Genomic DNA, 19570 nt, shown 5'->3' on the forward strand with positions numbered 1-19570 from the left:
TTAAAATTATTACAGTGAATAATTAATTGAAAATTTGTCTAACAATACAATTAAAAATTAAAAAGATGAATGAATATTTTGTGCTCACCGGTGCCTCATCCGGAATCGGTTACGAAATGGCGCATGAATTGGCGGCCAAAAAAATGAATCTGATATTGGTTGCCCGCACGGAAACCAAATTGCAGCAAATGCAAGCTGAATTAACAGACAAGTATGGAATTCTGGTGCAATATTTCGCCGCAGATCTCACTGATGTAAATGCTGCGACAGGCCTTTATAAAGCGGTGAAACAGGAAAACTATTTGGTGACTGGTTTGATCAATAATGCCGGGGTAGGTAACTATGGTAATTTTATTGAAACGTCATTGGAAGAAGAACTCAGCATGATTGAATTAAATATTTCCAGTTTGGTGGCACTTACCAAGCTCTTTGCGAAAGATATGGTTAGCCGCAAATCCGGCAGAATTATGAATGTATCTTCAGTGGTAGCATTTTTACCAATGCCATATTTTGCTGTTTATTCTGCTACCAAAGCTTTTGTAAAGGCATTTAGCGAAACGCTTGCTGCCGAATTGGATGGCACTGGCGTAATCGTTACATCGCTTTACCCAGGCACGGTAGACACAGGCTTTACCACAGCTGAAATGCAATCTACAAATCTTCATAAAGCCAAGCCCATGCACCCCAAAGAAGTGGCAGCGCAAGGTGTGAAACATCTTTTATCTGGAAAAGGGAAAAAAGTAGTGGGCTTTCAAAACTGGCTTAACTCCAACCTACCTCGTTTTATGCCTGATAGTATTATGATGAGAATCAAAAAGAATCTCGCAAGTGTTAGATCATAATTAAGTTATAAATAACACATTCGAAAAAATGAGAACGACAAAATTATTTACACTAGCTAGCTTAACTAGTATGTCATTGCTACTTCCCTCATGTTATTCACACAAAAAAGTAGTTCAATCAAGTTTACCTTATTCCGAAAAAATCAACTGGCCGGAAGGATTTACACCAGCAGAATCTGATTTTTTTATCCACAACGAAATAGACATTAAAGCCTCGCCTCAGGTAGTTTGGGATATTTTCATCCATGCTGCCAAATGGCCAGAATTGAACAAAAAGTCCGAAGGTATCAAGCTGATAAATTCACCCGATGGTAAGCTTAATTCATCTAGTGTTTTTATCTGGTCTCCGGCGGGGAAATTCAAGTCCACTATAAAGGAATTCAAACCTCCTTATAACGTAGCCTGGCTGGGGGAAACCGATAATAAGAAAATGACCATTTATAATGCATGGATGATTATCCCAACCGCAGAAGGCTGCAAGGTTATTTCAGAAGAATCTCAAAATGGACCTAAAACAAAAATTGAGAAAATTTTCGCACCTAATATGGTTAGTAAGGATCTTAAGAATTGGTTAATAAGGCTGAAAGAACAGTCAGAAAGCAAGTAAAGAATTAAACCACAGGAACTGGGCCATGCCTAAGCACAGGGTTAAGAACAAAATAATCGGCCTACATTCATTTTCGTAGCGGTGGTGTTAAATCTAAAAAAGATAAATTTTTTTGCCCCGCTATTAAACATCGTTTAAAGTTATAACAGTGATTAAAATGAGACAAGTATCAGCTACCTTTTACCGGGTTGTCTTAATGGTGGTGGCGCAGGTTTTTGCCACGCACCTGGCAAATGCCCAGGGGCAACTCGATGAGTACATTCGCCAAGGTATCGCCTCGAACCAGAGCATCAAACAGCAGGGTTTTATTCTTGAAAAGAATATCCACGCGCTCGGCGAGGCAAAAAGCATGTTTTTGCCCAGCGTGACCTTCTCGACGGCCTACACGAAGGCAGGTGGAGGCCGCACGATTGACTTTCCTACCGGTGATTTACTGAACGGGGTTTATGCTACGCTCAACCAGCTTACAAGCACGGACGCATTTCCTCAGCTTAAAAATGAACGGATTCTTTTGAACCCGGACAACTTCTACGATGCTAAGTTTAGAACGAGCATGCCCATTCTGAACGCAGAGCTTACCTACAATAAGCGGATCAAATCGCAGCAGGTCGACCTGCAAAAAACGGAAGTACTGCTCTATAAACGGGAGCTGGTCAAGGAGATCAAAACGGCATACTACAATTATCTGAAAGCAGCCAATGCGGTTCGGATCTACCAGACTTTTCTGCAACTGGTGTTGGAAGGCGAACGGGTTAACAAAAAGCTTTATGGGAATGATAAGATCAACCGGACGGCAGTCATCCGAAGCGAGAATGAGGTCTCCAAAATCAATGCGTCACTTACAACAGCCGGAAAAAATGAAGAGTCTGCCCGGTACTATTTTAATTTTCTGCTTAACCGGCCTTTAACGGACAGCATCCTGGTTGATGAGATTGTAAACCTGCCTGCCCAAGACCTGCTGCAAAACAGTGATGTTAACGGCCGCGAGGAACTGGTAAAACTTGGCATCTCAAAAGAGATTAACCAAAATCTGAATGGGCTTGCCAAATCATATATCATTCCCAAAGTAGGTACGTATATAGATTTAGGTTCGCAAGCATTTGACTGGAAATTTAATCAAAACAGCCGCTATTACTTTCTGGGAGTATCACTGGAATGGAATGTGTTCTCTTCTGGTAAAAACAATTACCGCATTAAACAGACCATGGCTGACAAACAAGCCATAATTACCCAAACCGATTACGTACAGCAGCAATTACTGACAGAACTTAAAGTCCGGCAGGCTGCTATGCAAAGCGCAGTCGCCCAATATCAGGCAGCCCAGTCGCAAATAAAAACAAGCCAGACCTACTACAACGATGTCGCAAAGCTATACAAGGAAGGAATGGCGATATACATCGAGCTATTAGATGCCCAGAATCAGTGGGTTGATGCTCAGCTTCAAGCCAATATTGCACTATTTGACACCTGGGCTTCTTATACCGCCATTGAACGTGCGAACGCCAGTTTTAACATACCATAAAAACATGAAAACATTTCAATTAACACTCGCCGCAGCGGCATTGCTTTTATTCTCGTGTAAGAAGGAAGAGCACAAAAATACGAATCCCTTGGGCGAGCCAGACATCATTGCTGTCAAGATAGCTCCATTGTCCACCTTCAATGTTCCTGATGTTATTCAGGCAACAGGCCTTGTCAGCACTGAAAACGAGGCCAATTATGCCTTTAAGATTGGCGGGGTTATTAGCCGGATCCTTGTTGATGAAGGACAGTTTTTCAAAAAAGGTCAGTTGTTGGCTACGCTCAATACGACAGAGATATCGGCTGGTCTGGCCCAGGCCGACCTGGGTGTTAACAAAGCGCAGCGCGATTATGACCGGGCCTCCAACCTTTACAAAGACAGTGTTTTTACGCTGGAACAGTTGCAGAATACTTTGACCGCCCTGGAAGTGGCCAAAAAATCCAGAGAGGCCACCGCTTTTAACGAGCGTTACTCGAAAATTTACGCGGCATCTTCTGGATTTGTGACTAAAAAAATGGCAAACGAAGGTGAAGTGATTGGCGGGGGCATGCCGGTGCTGCTTACCAATGCAGCCGAACAAAACAATGGTTATCTGCTCAAAGTGGGTGTAACAGACCGGGAATGGGCCGCGGTAAAAACCGGCCAAAATGCCAAAGTGACCCTGGATGGCTTTCCGGGACAAATATTTAGTGCCACTGTACTGAGAAAACTGCAAGCAGCAGACAGGGAAATCGGCTCTTTTCAGATCGAGTTAAAGTTGAAACTGGGCAAGCTGGTTCCTGCCGTCGGCATGTTTGGAAAGGCAGAAATAGCGACCAATCAAAAGGAAAGTGCCACTGTGATCCCATACGGCTCGCTGGTGGAAGCCGATGGGGAGAAGGGGTTTGTATTCACGGCAGTTGGCAAAGACAAAGTCAAAAAACTGCCGGTAAGTATTGTCAGGTTCGACAACGAGAACGTGTATATAAAAGATGGACTTGACGGGGTAGATAAAATAGTTATTTCCAATAGCGCTTACCTGAATGAGCAGTCGGTCATTAAAATTATTGAGTAAATCGCTAAAAACATGAAGATTACAAATTTCTCCGTCAAGAATTACCAGTTCACCCTGGTCATATTTCTTCTTGTCGCGGTCGTTGGTTTGCTTACACTTTTTACCATGCCAAGATCCGAAGACCCTACTACGCATCCCCCGCAATATCTGATTACCGTTATTTACCCGGGGACCAGTCCTAAGGATATGGAAGAGCAGGTGGTAAAGCCCATCGAAAATAAAATATATGGGTTAGAGAATATCGATAAGATACTGACCACGGTAGAAGATGGTGTAGCCGCAATCCAGCCCAAATTCAAATACGGTGTTGATGTAGACAATAAATACCAGGAGATATCAACTGAAATAAATGCGCTGAAAAACAGCGAGCTTCCCAAAGATATTTACCTGATCAAGACAGAAAAGATATCTTCCTCGGATGTAAAGATTTTGCAGGTCGCGCTGGTTTCAAATAACGCCTCAGCCAAAACCCTGCGCGATCAGGCGGACATACTGAAAACCAGGCTTGAAAAAATAACCAATCTGAAAGAAGTAAAATATGCCGGGATGCCTGAGCAGGAAATCCGGATCGATATGCAGCTCGATAAACTTGCCAGGCTGAAAATACCGCTGAACCTGGTGATGGGAAGCTTGCAAAGTGAAGCAGCCGATATTCCCGGTGGAAGCATCAACCTGGACAGTAAAGTGTTCAATGTAAAAACCAGTGGCAAGTTTAAGAACGTGGAAGATGTGGCTAACACAGTCATTTACAATGCGAATGGAAAAATTATTTACCTGAAAGATGTGGCCAGTGTGCGCTACAAAGACGGCACAGTCAATCACATCACACGCCTGAACGGGCACCGGTGTGTACTGGTAACGGCCGCAATGAAGGATAATATCAACATCAGTTCGGTGAAGGAAGAGTACATGCCTGTGCTCGAAGAATTCAAGAAAATCCTGCCTGAGAACATCAAAATGGTCAAAAATTTTGATCAGGCCGATATGGTCGCCGGGCGGTTGGGACACCTTGGTTTCGACTTTGTTCTGGCAATCATTCTGGTGGTGGTGACGCTACTGCCTTTGGGTTTCCGCGCCTCGCTTATCGTGATGATTTCCATTCCGCTTTCGCTGGCCTTAGGTTTGATCGCCCTGAACGCGCTGGGTTATTCGCTGAATCAGCTAAGTATCGTGGGGCTCGTTGTGGCATTAGGACTACTGGTGGATGACAGTATTGTGGTGGTGGAAAATATTGAGCGGTGGCTCAGGGAAGGCCACTCGATCAAGGACGCAGTACTGAAAGGTACCCGGCAGATTGGCGTGGCTGTTGTGGGATGCACGGCGACTTTGGTGATTGCGTTTCTGCCTCTTGCATTTTTGCCTGATGTGGCCGGAGATTTTATCCGCAGTTTGCCGATGGCGGTAATGACTAGTGTGCTTGCCTCAATGATCGTTGCGCTTACGCTGGTACCCTTCATTGGTAGCCGGATATTGAAAACGCATGCCAATGGAGAAGGTAATTTCTTTCTTAGGAAATTGCAGAGCTTTCTAAGTTTTTCCTACCGTGGGGTGATGCCAGCGGCTTTGAAATGGCCGAAAGTAACCATTGGTTTATCCATCGCATTGAGCGTGCTTGCCTTTATGCTTTTTCCGTTAGCGGGCTTTAAGCTATTTCCCACATCGGAAAAACCGATGTTTCTGGTCAATGTAAAAATGCCTTTGCAGGCAGACATCCCTGAAACGGACCGTGTGACAAGGCTTGTTGAGAATGAGCTGAAAACGCACAAGGAAATTGTCTATTATACCTCCAATGTCGGTAAAGGCAATCCGCAAATCTATTACAATGTACATCAACAAGATATCAAGCCCGATTTTGCGCAGGTCTTTGTACAGATGGATGAAGAGGCAACGCCCGGATCAAAAACCGATTTGATTAAAAGGCTCAGAAACAAGTTTAAGGATTTCCCGCACGCCAGGATCGAGGTGAAAGACTTTGAGCAGGGAACACCTATTGAAGCGAATATCGTCGTAAGGGTATTTGGAGAAAACCAGGATACGCTGCGGTCCCTTTCGTTTAAAGTAGAAGAAATTTTGCGCAAACATCCCGGCACATTTTATATAAATAATGAGTTGAACGCCTACAAATCGGATGTGAAAATTAAAATCGACAAGGAAAAAGCCAGGACACTGGGGGTGCTTACCAGTGATGTAGACAAAGTTGTGCGTATGGCTGTCGCCGGATTAAACGTCGGCGATTATATAGACGACCGCGGTGATTCGCGCAATGTGGTCATCACGCTTCCCCGGGATAAGTTTTCAAACCTTGATGCTTTGAAAAACCTATATGTCAACAGTATCCAGGGCGCTCCGGTGCAAATTGACCAGATTGCCACCGTATCCTTTGAGACATCTCCAACAGCTATCAACCATTTCAATAAGTCACGCTTTGCCAAAGTAACCTCCTTGACAAAGGACAATTTTCTGGCCAACGATATATTGAAGGACATTGTGCCTCAGCTCGACAAACTAAAATTGCCCTCAGGCTATTATTACAAATTATCCGGCGAGGCTGAATCAGAAGGTGATGCGTTGGGTGGAAATTTTCTGTCGGTGATCATATTGAGTGCGTTTCTTTTCATTGGGGTTTTACTGTTGCAGTTCAAAAACTTCAAGGGGATTATCATTGTACTGTCGATCATACCACTGGGTATATTGGGCGGTGTGGCCTTGTTGCTTTTGACCGGCAACCCGATGTCTTTGGTCTCCATAATCGGTTTTATCGGGCTCTCGGGAATCCAGGTTAAAAATTCATTACTGCTTGTTGATTTTACTAATCAGCTGCGCGCCGAGGGACATAGTATCGATGAAGCCATTGCCATTGCAGGTGAAACGCGCTTTCTGCCGGTGGTACTGACTTCAATTACAGCTATATGCGGGCTGCTGCCCATTGCACTCAACCCGAATCCGCTCATCGCACCACTGGCCATTGTTCTGATCGGTGGACTGATCAGCTCGACAATACTTTCAAGAATCGTCACGCCGGTGATGTACAAGCTGATCCCTCCTAGTTTGGAAGAGGAAGAATAATAGATAGGGGCTGATAGAAATTTATTTCTGTCAGTCTTTAAAATGCATACAACCGGAAATTTGAAAATACAATATGGGCGGGATCCGCGCGCTTCATGGATAAGGAAGAATTTTCTTGCAACACGCAGTAACGTTTTACATTATTTAATAGACGAGTTGAAATGGGATCCATTACTGTGGGAGCTAAAAACAGGCAATGAAGCATTCAAGCAACAACCTGGTAGCTCTTCCGGCTCCAAACCTTTTTCCCTACTCCGGGCGTTGCGAGAAGGTTGGAGTTAAGTGCAACCTCCTGTCCGATTTTATTTTATACTTACGCACTCGTATGTACATTGCTTGGTGATGGCAAAGGAAGGTAGTTGCGAGCGGCAAATCTTTTTGATTATGGACATTTATGGCTTGATAAGTAGCCTAACCAAACTGGTGACTGTGCGCAAGGCAGGTTACCGAAAAGGTTACCAGATGTTTCAACCTGAATTGAATCAAAATGATATGCTTATTTTTTGAAAGCTCACAATAACGACTTTTCTAAATGAAAGAAGCGCTCTTTGAGGCGCTCTTGGTTATTCCGCTGGGATTCGAACCCCGGATCCTTGCGGGTTTGATTTTACGTCAACAATCCTATTTGTCTGAAACATGAACATCACTTAATAGTCGCTCCACTTGCGAGTAAATCATATATTCGGTATGTTGATTGAACCTGTGTCTGAATAAGAGAACTAATTTCCAGCCATGGATTTGGCTCGAACATGTATACCATCAATTCAAGAGTCTTGTCCGATGCTTTTTGCCTGGCTTCTGCAAATTCTTTTTCGTCAGGATTTGTAATATGTTTGTTGCTTGGTTTTTGGCTCATTTGACGATAAGAAAGATTTGACAATGCCTGGGCATCATTGGCTGATTGCGAGAGCAGAAGCTGGTATTTACCTGTTTCGGCTCAATAATTTCCTTATTACAAACTCATCAAAAAACTGAGTCCGATAGGCATCGCCAATCGGGATCTCGTACTTGTCGATAAAAGCGGTGTTGTTATCAAAGGATGTTACCTGGCTCATGTTGATAACGTATGACTTGCTTATGCGCGCAAATGTATTTTGAGGGAGCTGCTCATAAATGGTTTTGATATTCATCGCAGTGATTACTTTTTGCGATACGGTCTGAATGACCACATAGTCCTTTAACCCTTCTATGAAAAGGATATCATTAAACTGTATCTTGAAAATGCGTCTTTCGGCTTTTACAAAGAAATAGTCGTCTGTTATCTGTTGTATACGGTTGGTTGATGTCGAGCTTGATTTTAATAGATCCAGGTAGTTCTATGCTTTGTTAACAGCTTTTTGAAAACGCTCGATTTTGATCGGCTTGATCAGATAATCTACCGCCTCAACTTCATAACTATCCAAAGCATATTCCGCATATGCAGTAGTGAAAATCACCAATGTCAACGGAGGTACGGATTTAGCAAAATCGATGCCGTTCATTCCCGGCATTTGAATGTCCAGAAACAATAGATCAACCGCCTCGTTAGACAGATACCTGGCTGCGGCGTTGGCACTGTTAAAGCTTCCGACCAGCTCCACTCCTGGTGTTTTACTTACCAGGGATGCGATGCCTTCTCTTGCCAATGGCTCATCATCAACGATGATACATCTCATAACTTTACGGTTAAACTTAGCGAATAGCTTTGTGCGGAATCCTCTGCCTTTATAATGTGCCTTTCCGGATAAAGCAAGGCAAGCCTGCGCCTGACGTTTCCCAGTCCAAGCCCTCCCGGACCTTGAAGTATTGCCATCAATTGCGGTTTTGAGTTGATGCACTTGAAGTTCAATTCATCCTCGTGGATACCAAAATAGATATGAATCCAGGACCCATTGTCGGCATCGAGGCTGTGTTTCACCGCATTCTCGACGAAGGTCATAAACAGCAGGGGAGCGACCTGGATGCCGGTGAGCACTCCTTCATTGGAAATGGTAAACTCAAAGTTGTCCCGTCTTATTTTCTCCATGTTGAGCAGGTCCTGAATAAAGCGTATCTCGGAGGTTAACAACACCCTGGGTCTGGCGCTGTCATATAATTGGTATCTCAAAAAGCCGCTGAGTTTCTCAAGTATCTGGGAAGCTTTTTCCGGATCTTTTTGAGTGAGTACATTGACATTATTGAGCATATTGAACAGGAAGTGGGGATTAATCTGATTTTTTAACTGCTCCAATTCGGCAGATTTCGTCAGGTGCTCCAATTCGCTGATACGTTGGGAGTCTATTAACCAACGTTGAAATAGTTTGATCGCAGCCGAGGCTGCAACCCACACCAGGGATATGAAGACATATTTAGCCACTCCCCAATAGGGTGTGGTCGAAAAGCCACTGGCTTTGTAGTTGAAAAATACCAGAGGATATGCGATGGTAATAAACAACGCGATAGCCGCTATAAACTGGACCGGTTTATTCTTGAAGAGAAAATGCGGTACGAGTAAATACATGTTCGCATAAAGAAGGGACATAAAAAAAATGAAGAAACGCAACTTTATCAGGTCCCCTGAAGTGTTGCCGCCGCCTGGCTCCATGCTCAACACAAAAGCCCCGAGCATAAATGCCAGTATCAGGTGCCTATATATCCCGTACCTTCCGGCAATCAAAAGCTCCATGTATTTATCGCGGACTGAAAGCCCATTGGCTGGTTCCATTTGATAGTCTTCACTTTTGCAACTCCAAGATAACGTACTAAATGCTCCCGCAAATGCTGAATTATACAAACGGCTTGCTTTATTATACCAACACAGCTCCCTGATTTCTGTTGCCCGGACACAGGTTGCGGTTCTATAATGGCCGGCATCTTTGGTATAAAAGTTAGCCTCCTTGCTATAATTCGCCGAAGCCGCTGAGGTATAGAAAAGTAGTTTTGTCCGACTTCAATTCTATGTTATGAACAAACTACTGATAGTTGGCATGTTGCTTTTTGCCAGTCTGAGCAGCATCGGGCAGAAAATATATACGATTAGTGGAACAGTAACCGACAAAGCGACCGGCGAGTCCCTGATTGGGGCCACTGTCGGCATCGAGGGTACTGATAAGGGGACGGTAACGAATGAATACGGTTTTTTCTCCATCTCCCTCCCGGCAGCCTCCTACACTATCAATGCCAGCTATATAGGATATGCACGATATGCTGAAAAAGTGGTGCTTGATAAGGACTATAAATTGAAGATAATGTTGGCCACCGAAGGTAACAACTTACAGGAGGTACTCATCAGTGAAAAAGCTAAAAATGAGGCGGTGACCTCGGCGCAGATGGGAAAGGAGAATTTGAATGTGAAACAACTGGCTTCACTCCCTGTATTATTCGGCGAAAAGGACGTCATGAAAATCGTACAGCTCTTGCCGGGAGTGAAAGCCGCTGGTGAAGGCGGCACTGGTTTTTATGTAAGAGGAGGCGGAGCAGATCAGAATCTTGTTCTGCTGGACGAGGCAATCGTGTATAACCCATCACATCTTCTGAGCTTTTTCTCGGTTTTCAATTCGGATGCGATCAAGAGCCTTACCTTATACAAGGGCAATGAGCCAGCGCAATATGGCGGGCGGTTGTCGTCGGTCATGGATGTTAAAATGAACGATGGCAATGATCAGTCGTATCACGCAAGCGGAGGAATAGGCTTGATCGCCGCCCGGCTGAATGTGGAAGGTCCGATCGTAAAAAGCAAAGGATCATTTCTGGTGAGCGCCAGACGGACCTATGCAGATGCATTTCTAGGGTTGTCCGGCGATTCGACCGTCCGTAATAACCGCCTGTATTTCTATGATCTGAACGCCAAGTTAAACTATAAAATCACCGACAGAGATCGGATTTATCTCTCCGGGTACTATGGTAAAGATATCTTGTCATTTGGGGACGTTTTGAGCATAGACTGGGGTAATGCGACAGCTACCCTTCGATGGAATCATATTTTTAGTTCGAAACTATTCTCAAACACCTCCCTTATTTACAGCGACTATCGTTACAAAGTCAAGGTAAATACGGCAGGCGTTAACGGTAATATGTTGTCGTCCATCCAGGACTGGAATTTCAAGCAAGGGTTCGACTACTATATGGACACTAACAATTCCTGGCATTTTGGATTCAATGCTATTCACCATTCAATCGCTCCGGGAATTATCAGTGCCAGTCCCGCCGTATCCGACAGTGCAAATTCAAAGACGTGGGAGAATGCGATTTACATCAGCGACAGCTGGAAGGCGAGCCCAAGACTTAACATCGATATCGGAGCGCGGTTAAGCGCCTTTCTGGTCCTTGGCGGTAATTCCAAATTTTACACGCTGGATGACAGCCGCCAAATCGTTGATACACTTCAATATTCGTCAGGGCATGTATATAAGACCTACCTGAATTTCGAACCCCGGATATCGGCCAGTTACCAGTTGGGAAATGCTTCATCAGTCAAGGCAGCATATGCGCGGAACGCGCAGTACCTGCACCTGTATTCCAATTTCATTACAAGCAACCCTATCGATAAATGGGTGGCGACCAATAACATTATCAAGCCGACGGTGGCCGACCAGGTATCGCTCGGCTTTTTCCGGAACCTCAGCGAAAATGCTTATGAATCCAGTATAGAGACCTACTTTAAAGCGATGCATAACGTCGCCGATTACAAAGACAATGCTCAAATTTTGAACAGCAACGAACCCATCGAGCCGCAGCTTTTATTTGGGCAGGGGCGTGCGTACGGTATTGAATTCAGTCTGAAAAAAAATGAAGGCCGGTTAACAGGCTGGCTGTCTTATACATTATCGCGAACAGAGCTTCGGATCAACGGTGTCAATAATAACAGCTGGTACCCGGCCACGCAGGATCGCACCCATGACTTGGCCATTGTAGGAATGTATAAATTATCGAAAAAATGGATGGTATCGGCCGATTTTGTTTACTACACGGGCAACGCAGCTACCTTTCCAAGCGGTAAATATGAGATCGACGATCAAGCTATACCATATTACACCGGGCGAAACGAGTATAGAAGACCAGCGTACCACAGACTGGATGTGGGCGCGACGGTCAAATTAAAGGAGCGTAAGCATTTTTCGCCGGAACTTTCTATCAGCATCTATAACGCATACGGGAGGCAAAATCCTTACATCATCAACTTCCAAACCGACCCCGACAACCCCGCCAAAACCCAGGCACTCCAGACCTCATTATTCAGATGGGTGCCTTCTGTTTCTTATAATTTCAAATTTTAGTTATGAAAACATTAGTTTGGACGCTCGTATTGGGCGTAATCGCACTTTATTCATGTCAAAAAGTGATTGATATCGAGCTCAATCCGTCTTCTCCCAGATATGTCGTCACCGGAAATATCACCGACCAGCCCGGACCGTATGAAATAAAAATAACGAGCTCCATTAATTTTGATCAGGATAACAATTTTCCGGCAGTCAGTGGCGCCAAAGTCTGCATTACAGATCAGAACGTCGGATTGACAGATACCTTGACGGAGGTGGCCCCTGGCCGGCACCGGACTTACTTTTTGGAGGGCATCCCCGGGCACACCTACAAACTGGTGGTGATGGTGGGAAATGAAATATTTTCCTCCGTTTCCACAATGCCGCTCCCCATTGCACTGGACAGCGTGTACACGAAACCAGCTGCATTTGGCGACGGCACGGACATTGTTGCCATCTATGGTGATCCCGTCGGGCGGGGAAACTTTTATCATCTCGTGTTAACGGTTCAGAACAGACCATCGCGAGAGATATACCTGCACAACGACAAGATCAACAACGGGGCAAGGGTAAGCCACGTTTTAAATAATGACGTAGATATCAGAAAGGGCGATGTCGTTACAGTGGACCTGCAATGCATCGATGCCGCCGTGTATGACTTCTACTACACCCTGGATCAGGCTCTGAAACAAAACTCAGCAGTGATCTCCAACCCCAAAACCAATATATTGGGTGGCGCGATGGGTTATTTCTGCGCACATACCATTAGAACAAGAAGCTTTGTGTTTAAGTAAAAGCTCACCAGTTAAAGGAAAATATGCCACATTCCTGGAGAGTAAGACAGGGCAGTATTCCATCCGGGCTCTGCGAGAAATCATTTGCCCTTATCAATAGCCATACGAACAGCCAGCCCTGTCAGAACACCCGACATAATCCATTTCTGCACGCTCACATAGGTGGGCCGGGTGTGAAACCACCTGGCTACGCTGGCCGCCGCGAAAATAATGATGGTATTTACAAAAGTGCTGATCAGCAATTGCGTAAAGCCCAGCGTCAGATTCTGGCTTATCAGCGATCCATATTCCGGACGGGTGAACTGAGGGAAGAAAGACAGATAGAATACGGCAACCTTGGGATTCAATGCACTGGTTACAAAACCCATGCGTACCAGTTTGGAGTCTGAGTCAATCGAAAGGTTACGGGTCTGAAATGGAGAGGTACTGCCGGGCCTTATACCCTCCCAGGCCAGATACAGCAGGTATCCCACGCCAAGCCAGCGCAACACCTCGTAAGCAATGGGAATAGTCAAGAACACGGCAGATAACCCCAGGGAAACCAACATGATATGTATCAGGAAACCTAACACAATACCTATCAATGACAATAAGCCGGCTCTGCGCCCCTGGCTGATAGAACGCGATATCAGATAAATCATATTGGGCCCCGGGCTCAGCACAAGGCCTAAGGCGGCTAAGGCGAAAATCAAAAGGTTATCAGCTGGTATCATGATTTGTTTTTTCAAAGCTCACATAAAACCCGCTGTTTGTGATAGTCCGTTTTTTCAGAAGTGAGCAGTCCAATCATGTCTGAGCGGCCATTCTACCGGGTTCTGCCTCGATATTTACTGCCGCTACGTCAGGCAATTGAGCGAGTATATTTATATCCGCTAAGAACCCTAGTTCAGCTGCGAACAGGCCAGCATAATCCATCTGGGTGACCGCGGGCCACATGAAGGGGCTTTGCGACCGAATTTTTGCCAGAATGGCGATTGCCGAATCCCAATCAGGGAAAAATATACACTTATGCAAAACCGGCGGTGTATCAAGAACCGCCGGTTTTGCATTTCTGATTTACTTTCATTTATCCTTATCAATGATTTCCTTGATTAATGCATCGCGTTGAGCGACTGTATTGTTCAGCTCGGGTGCCTGCTGCTGGGGCGTTGTACTCTCTGGGGGCTCAATTGAAAAGGGTTGTTGGCGAAGGCGTTGTTCCTGCGGCAGCGGCCTGTCAATGATCCTACTTTTTAGATACAAACCGCGTGCGTCCACGCTGTTAGGCGTTAATTGATCGCCGTCTGAGACACCGGGTGGATTAACAATCGGATCTTCATATCGCTTGCCTGGCTGGGAAACGGATTGACTGTTGGTTACGTCAATGGCGCCGAACTTGTCCATGATCTGGGCGGCAGCGACTGCCTCATCCGAGCTTCCGGCATGAACCGTAACAATACTGCCTCGTTTGCCGGCTTCCGTATATCGTTCGGTCTCGTGACGATCGCCTTTGAAAAGTTCTTTGAAGAAATTAGTAATCCTTTCAAACGCATTTTCATCCGAGTCGGCGGATGAATCATTGTCCCCGGACTTGTAGCTTGCAATTTTAATATCTACATCGCCATCACCGAACCCGTTAGAAAGCAAGTGATTTTGTGCATTCTGCGCATCACTTTCGTATTCAAAAATCCCTACGACTGTCTTTGCCATAAAACAAAAGGTTTAATGTTCATAATTTATTGATTGCTGATGATCAAAATATCTGTGCCGAGTACGCATGCGATAGGAGCTGGACCGTCTTCCGGAAATGGTGCCATGCTGATTTGGTTTACCTCAATGCGGTTACCTATTGTTACAATCTGATTTAATTGATTGATGTGTATTCCGACGATTTGGTTCGAACCGGCATAGTTTTTGACGAGGTGCTTAATAAACAATCAAACATTACATATGGGAATCATCACATGGATTATTATTGGACTTGTCGCAGGTGCAATTGCGAAGGCCATCCACCCGGGCAAGGATCCGGGCGGCTTTTTCCTGACAATTATAATTGGAATTGTTGGTGCGGTCGTTGGTGGATGGATTTCCTCATTGCTAGGCTACGGAACAGTTGATGGCTTCAATATTGGGAGTCTGTTTGTCGCAGTTTTAGGTTCGGTTCTTCTTCTGTTCATTTACAGAAAGTTTGCTGCCGGCCAGAACCGGTCTTAAAGAGGCTGCCGCATCTAAGTGACTGGATTTGGGATTGTACTATTCTTGCAAAAAGCGCATCAACTTAATTGAGCATGAAGGCGGAGCTAATCGGAATTTCCGAACAGTTCAACAGAGGGAGTGATTGGAGGAGTAGAGATGGATACAGAGTCTCATCTGTCTATTTCACATGATTGGTATCTGTGACGTTGCCAAACGGCTTTAAACGGAGACGATACTTCATGTCCGGAGCCCGCAGTAGGTGCAAGGGCCGTAGAAAGACTTATGTTGAATGCTTTTTAGAGTTGATCAGCCATATACGACAAGCGATCCGGGCGGGATCGTAAGCCGGACTGCTTTTCCATTCCTGTCTTCCACATTTAGTTCACCAGGACTAGGGGCCGACGCATACAAGCAAGTCATTCGGGAGCCACTCGGATGCAAACTGTTATCCAACGTAACGTAAACGATAGCGTCATCTTGATGATGAAGGTTGATCGCGCACAATATTTCCCTTCCACTTAAAATTCGGGAAAATGCGACTACATTATTATGAGGCCTACCGGTTTCAGGGAAGCTAAAATTAGTCCCATTTTCAGAAATAGTCCGCCAGTGATGTTCCCCAAATAGCAGATCCGGGCGCTTTTCTATAAGTGTTTGAAGGTCTTTCATCAAATCAGGTCTGAGTTGAAAGGCAGTCAAGAAAGCTGAAAAGCGTTTGTCTTTTGTTCCTTCCATGGGGAAGCTATTTTCTAAGGTCATCATCGATTTGTCCTGCTTTGATATTTTGTTTTAGTTTGATATTGCTCATAGATTTTAAAAAATGAGCAATCGTAAGTACAGTCGCTAGCCATCAAAATTATTCGGAGCTGCACACTTTTTCCAATATTCGATCATGATCCTGATGGTTTCTTTTATTTCCTCGAATGCTCCGGGTTTTACAAAAAAGCCTTGCGCGGAAGTACTATACGCATCGATAACAACCCGCTGATTAATGGCTGTTGTAAAATATATGTAGGGAATACATCTAAGACTTAGTGCGGCATCGGTCTGCACTTTTTTTCTGAGTTCAAGTCCGTTTAATTTCGGCAGATTGATATCAGAAATTATGATAAAAGGCCGTTCAGTGGTTCTATAGAGATAGTCCAGGGCCGATAATCCATCTGCGAAATAAATTCTTTTGTTTGAATAGCCTAGTTCTTTAAATACTTCTTCCAGCACAAACTGATCGTCGGGGTCATCTTCGATAATGATAATTACACCAGTTTTATCCATGGGATTGCCATATATGAAAAGGGAAGTATAAAAAAATGGTGCCACCTACACTTTTTAAAGTTCTCTTCGCCTGCGCCCATACCTAACCTTTGTTGTCCCGAAGTTTTCTGGCATGGCTTTTATAATTCCGCTTGCCATGGAAACGCCCTCGGCCTTTGAGATTCACAAACTTGTAAACGCATTTTATCATGAAAACTATCAGACTTTTGGGGGCATTGCTGCTGGGCCTGTGCATAGCTGTATCTTCCTGCGGGACAGGGAACGATGATACCAACAGGAGTGCCGGTTCGGGAAGTGCATCGCAAACTACCCCCAACGACAGTAGCGGGGCGACTAGCAGGTCAACCTCGGGCGTAGGTGAAGATAACCAGGACGACAGCCTTGGTTATCCTTCCAACCAATCTAATCTGAACGCTGACTCAACCAGCAGAAAGCACGATGTCAAAGTACCTGAGTAACGAAAAAAAGAAAAAATGACGACTAAACAGCAGAACTGCGAGCTGCAAACAAATTTACTAATCCCACTTTCTCAACAGACGACATGCCGGACAGACACATAGAAAATGAACTGCTTGAGGCCCCGGCTTCCCGGCAACTTAAAGCATTGCCGGGAAAACCATTTCCGCTGGGTGCGACCCCCGATGAAAACGGGGTGAATTTTGCAGTTTTCTCTGAAAACGCCGATGGAATGGAGCTTTGCCTGTTCGAAAGCGAAAACGATAAAGAGGAATATATCAAAATTAAAATTGAGGAAGTTACACACCACGTCTGGCACGTTTACGTACCTGGCCTCAAAGTAGGGCAGCTATACGGCTACCGTGTTCATGGCCGGTATGAGCCGGAAAACGGTCACCGCTTCAATCCCAACAAGCTGCTGGTAGACCCTTACAGCCGGGCACTCGCCGGTGAATTGAAATGGGATAAAGCTTTATTTGGCTACCAGATAGGGAGCGAGCAGGAGGATGCAAGTTTCAGCGAAAGCGACAGCGCCTCATTCATTCCCAAATCTGTCGTCATTGATAGCCGGTTTGACTGGGAAGACGACGCCCGCCTGGAAATTCCCTACCACGACTCTATCATCTACGAGGCGCACGTCAAGGGCATGACGGCCTTGCATCCCGATATTCCGGAAGACATCCGTGGAACCTACGCGGCACTGGCTCACCCGGTTGCCATCGATTACTTGAAATCACTCGGTATTACAGCCCTTGAAATTATGCCAGTTCACCAGTTTGTGGCCGATCAGCATTTGCTCGAAAAGGGCCTTACCAACTATTGGGGGTACAATACACTGGGCTTCTTCGCCCCGGATGCGCGTTACAGCGCCAGCGGTCGCGGCGGGGAGCAGGTTACCGAGTTTAAAAATATGGTAAAACAGCTGCATAAGGCGGGTATCGAGGTGATCCTGGATGTTGTCTACAACCATACCGCCGAAGGTAACCATTTGGGTCCGACGCTTTCCTTCAAAGGCTTTGACAACGCTTCCTATTACCGGCTTATCCCGGAAAACCAGCGCTATTATATGGATTATACCGGTACTGGTAACACACTGAATGTACAACTTCCCAATGTGCTCGCTCTGATCATGGACAGTCTGCGTTACTGGATCACCGAAATGCACGTGGACGGTTTCCGGTTTGATCTTGCCTCTACGCTCGCCCGCACGTTACACGAGACGGATACCCTTAGCTCCTTTTTTAACATCATACATCAGGACCCGGTCATTTCGCAGGTCAAGCTCATTGCCGAACCCTGGGACATTGGTGAGGAGGGCTATATGGTGGGCAAATTTCCTGCTGGCTGGGCAGAATGGAACGACAAGTTCCGGGACGAGATCCGCGATTTCTGGCGAGGGGAAGCGATCAGTTTCAGCACATTTGCAAACCGGTTTACAGGCAGCCCGGATCTTTACCGGGGCGACTACCGTCGGCCTACTGCAAGCATCAACTTCATCACAGCACATGACGGCTTTACGCTTCATGACCTAGTTTCCTATAACGAAAAGCATAATGAGGCCAATGGTGAAGACAATAAGGACGGCGCAGACGATAACCGGTCATGGAACTGCGGTGCGGAGGGCGAAACCGATGATGAAAGTATCAACCACCTCCGCCGGAAGCAAAAACGCAATTTGCTGGCGACCATGTTCCTCTCGCAGGGAGTGCCGATGCTGGTGGCAGGAGATGAGCTTGGGCGCACCCAGGGTGGTAACAACAACAGTTATTGTCACGATGACAGAATCTCCTGGATCTCGTGGCAAAACGCAGATTCGGCACTGCTCGATTTTACCAGAGGTTTGATCAGATTTTGTAAAGATCATCCCTCGTTCCGCCGCCGGCGCTGGTTTCAAGGGCTGTCGCTTCACGGTACGGACGCCAAGGACATCATGTGGCTACTGCCGGATGGCAGCCAGATACGCGATGAACAGTGGGAAACCGAGGATGCAACCATCTTGGGCGTTTACCTAAATGGTCGGGGTATCCGGTGCGTAAATATGGATGGAGAGCGGCTGGTGGACGACAGTTTCTTGCTTATTTTCAATCGTACCAGCGATCGCATCGATTTTATGCTGCCCTCCGATGAATGTGGCGATGGCTGGCACGTGGTGATCGATACCGATGCGGGAATGATCGCTGAGAAGGGTGATGATTTCAAGTCCGGCGATAAACTTACAGTTCCTGCGCGTACTGTAATGGTATTGAAATGCTCAGACGCAGGAAGCGACAAAACCAACACTTAATTTCAGTTGCCTCACTCAATTTGAAATGAAAAAGGAAGATATTCTTCCTTGGGAATGAGATCGCATACTGTTTGGCCAGGCGCCGCCGAGTTTCTGCTGGAAGTTCTTATCCGGACCGCTATCATTTAACCTTGCTTTGCTGATTGGTGCAATCGCATCACCTTCCACGCAAATTCCCCAACTCGGGGTGCTGATGGGAATCATGATCCTGGTTTGTTCACTGCCCTTCAACGCAGCCTTATTTAGTTAAAGCCGATGCGACGGGCGAAAACGTGCAGGCAA

Annotated in this window: 18 protein-coding genes; 10 read left to right on the plus strand and 8 right to left on the minus strand. The window is 45.6% G+C overall.

Going from position 1 to position 19570, the window contains the following annotated elements; translation table 11 throughout:
* The first annotated feature begins 65 nt into the window (after window positions 1-65).
* The 5 genes from IEY24_RS01405 to IEY24_RS01425 all read left to right on the plus strand — a co-directional run bounded on the left by IEY24_RS01405 (window position 66) and on the right by IEY24_RS01425 (window position 7091).
* Complete coding sequence (locus tag IEY24_RS01405) at window positions 66-842, plus strand: SDR family NAD(P)-dependent oxidoreductase (protein ID WP_188927943.1); 777 nt, start codon at window positions 66-68, stop codon at window positions 840-842.
* A 28-nt stretch (window positions 843-870) separates the two neighbouring features.
* Complete coding sequence (locus IEY24_RS01410) at window positions 871-1449, plus strand: SRPBCC family protein (protein ID WP_188927946.1); 579 nt, start codon at window positions 871-873, stop codon at window positions 1447-1449.
* Window positions 1450-1606: 157 nt separating this feature from the next.
* Window positions 1607-2971 carry a TolC family protein gene (locus tag IEY24_RS01415; RefSeq protein WP_188927948.1) on the plus strand — a complete coding sequence of 455 codons (1365 nt, stop codon included), beginning with the start codon at window positions 1607-1609 and terminating at the stop codon, window positions 2969-2971.
* 4 nt (window positions 2972-2975) lie between these two features.
* Window positions 2976-4025: an efflux RND transporter periplasmic adaptor subunit gene (locus IEY24_RS01420; RefSeq protein WP_188927950.1), complete on the plus strand. Its 1050-nt coding sequence runs from the start codon at window positions 2976-2978 to the stop codon at window positions 4023-4025.
* Between the two features lie 12 nt (window positions 4026-4037).
* On the plus strand, window positions 4038-7091 hold the full coding sequence (locus IEY24_RS01425; protein WP_188927952.1) for an efflux RND transporter permease subunit: 3054 nt from the start codon (window positions 4038-4040) through the stop codon (window positions 7089-7091).
* Between the two features lie 643 nt (window positions 7092-7734).
* On the opposite strand, the gene IEY24_RS01430 is transcribed toward IEY24_RS01425, so the two are convergent.
* The 4 genes from IEY24_RS01430 to IEY24_RS01440 all read right to left on the minus strand — a co-directional run bounded on the left by IEY24_RS01430 (window position 7735) and on the right by IEY24_RS01440 (window position 9774).
* A complete protein-coding gene (locus IEY24_RS01430; RefSeq protein WP_188927953.1) occupies window positions 7735-7947 on the minus strand; it encodes a hypothetical protein in 213 nt (70 codons plus the stop codon).
* A 67-nt stretch (window positions 7948-8014) separates the two neighbouring features.
* Window positions 8015-8401: a LytR/AlgR family response regulator transcription factor gene (locus IEY24_RS32715; RefSeq protein WP_308420578.1), complete on the minus strand. Its 387-nt coding sequence runs from the start codon at window positions 8399-8401 to the stop codon at window positions 8015-8017.
* A gap of 6 nt (window positions 8402-8407) precedes the next feature.
* Window positions 8408-8746, minus strand: coding sequence for a LytR/AlgR family response regulator transcription factor (locus IEY24_RS32720; RefSeq protein WP_229221135.1), 339 nt, complete (start codon window positions 8744-8746; stop codon window positions 8408-8410).
* On the minus strand, window positions 8743-9774 hold the full coding sequence (locus IEY24_RS01440; protein WP_188927954.1) for a sensor histidine kinase: 1032 nt from the start codon (window positions 9772-9774) through the stop codon (window positions 8743-8745). Before IEY24_RS01440 ends, IEY24_RS32720 begins: the two co-directional genes overlap by 4 nt.
* A 238-nt stretch (window positions 9775-10012) precedes the next feature.
* On the opposite strand from IEY24_RS01440, the gene IEY24_RS01445 reads away from it, so the two are divergent.
* A complete protein-coding gene (locus tag IEY24_RS01445) occupies window positions 10013-12325 on the plus strand; it encodes a TonB-dependent receptor (RefSeq protein ID WP_188927955.1) in 2313 nt (770 codons plus the stop codon).
* A 2-nt stretch (window positions 12326-12327) separates the two neighbouring features.
* Window positions 12328-13101 (plus strand): DUF4249 family protein, encoded by a 774-nt coding sequence (locus IEY24_RS01450; RefSeq protein WP_188927956.1) that lies wholly within the window; start codon window positions 12328-12330, stop codon window positions 13099-13101.
* An 80-nt stretch (window positions 13102-13181) separates the two neighbouring features.
* On the opposite strand, the gene IEY24_RS01455 is transcribed toward IEY24_RS01450, so the two are convergent.
* Complete coding sequence (locus IEY24_RS01455; RefSeq protein WP_188927958.1) at window positions 13182-13814, minus strand: LysE family translocator; 633 nt, start codon at window positions 13812-13814, stop codon at window positions 13182-13184.
* 349 nt (window positions 13815-14163) lie between these two features.
* Window positions 14164-14790 carry a hypothetical protein gene (locus IEY24_RS01460; protein WP_188927960.1) on the minus strand — a complete coding sequence of 209 codons (627 nt, stop codon included), beginning with the start codon at window positions 14788-14790 and terminating at the stop codon, window positions 14164-14166.
* Between the two features lie 240 nt (window positions 14791-15030).
* On the opposite strand from IEY24_RS01460, the gene IEY24_RS01465 reads away from it, so the two are divergent.
* A complete protein-coding gene (locus IEY24_RS01465) occupies window positions 15031-15294 on the plus strand; it encodes a GlsB/YeaQ/YmgE family stress response membrane protein (RefSeq protein WP_188927963.1) in 264 nt (87 codons plus the stop codon).
* A gap of 288 nt (window positions 15295-15582) precedes the next feature.
* On the opposite strand, the gene IEY24_RS01470 is transcribed toward IEY24_RS01465, so the two are convergent.
* Window positions 15583-16038 carry an alpha amylase C-terminal domain-containing protein gene (locus IEY24_RS01470; RefSeq protein ID WP_188927965.1) on the minus strand — a complete coding sequence of 152 codons (456 nt, stop codon included), beginning with the start codon at window positions 16036-16038 and terminating at the stop codon, window positions 15583-15585.
* An 81-nt stretch (window positions 16039-16119) separates the two neighbouring features.
* Entirely contained in the window at window positions 16120-16548 is a 429-nt protein-coding gene (locus tag IEY24_RS01475) for a response regulator (protein ID WP_188927967.1), read from the minus strand.
* A 188-nt stretch (window positions 16549-16736) separates the two neighbouring features.
* Between IEY24_RS01475 and IEY24_RS01480 the strand changes: the two genes are divergently transcribed.
* Both IEY24_RS01480 and glgX read left to right on the plus strand, forming a co-directional pair.
* The gene (locus IEY24_RS01480) at window positions 16737-17006 is read left to right on the plus strand and encodes a hypothetical protein (RefSeq protein WP_188927969.1); all 270 of its coding nucleotides are present in this window, start codon (window positions 16737-16739) and stop codon (window positions 17004-17006) included.
* An 83-nt stretch (window positions 17007-17089) separates the two neighbouring features.
* Window positions 17090-19288: a glycogen debranching protein GlgX gene (gene glgX, locus IEY24_RS01485; protein ID WP_188927971.1), complete on the plus strand. Its 2199-nt coding sequence runs from the start codon at window positions 17090-17092 to the stop codon at window positions 19286-19288.
* Window positions 19289-19570 lie beyond the last annotated feature (282 nt).

The organism is Dyadobacter endophyticus, assembly GCF_014641595.1.
In the GTDB taxonomy this organism is placed as follows: Bacteria; Bacteroidota; Bacteroidia; order Cytophagales; family Spirosomataceae; genus Dyadobacter; species Dyadobacter endophyticus.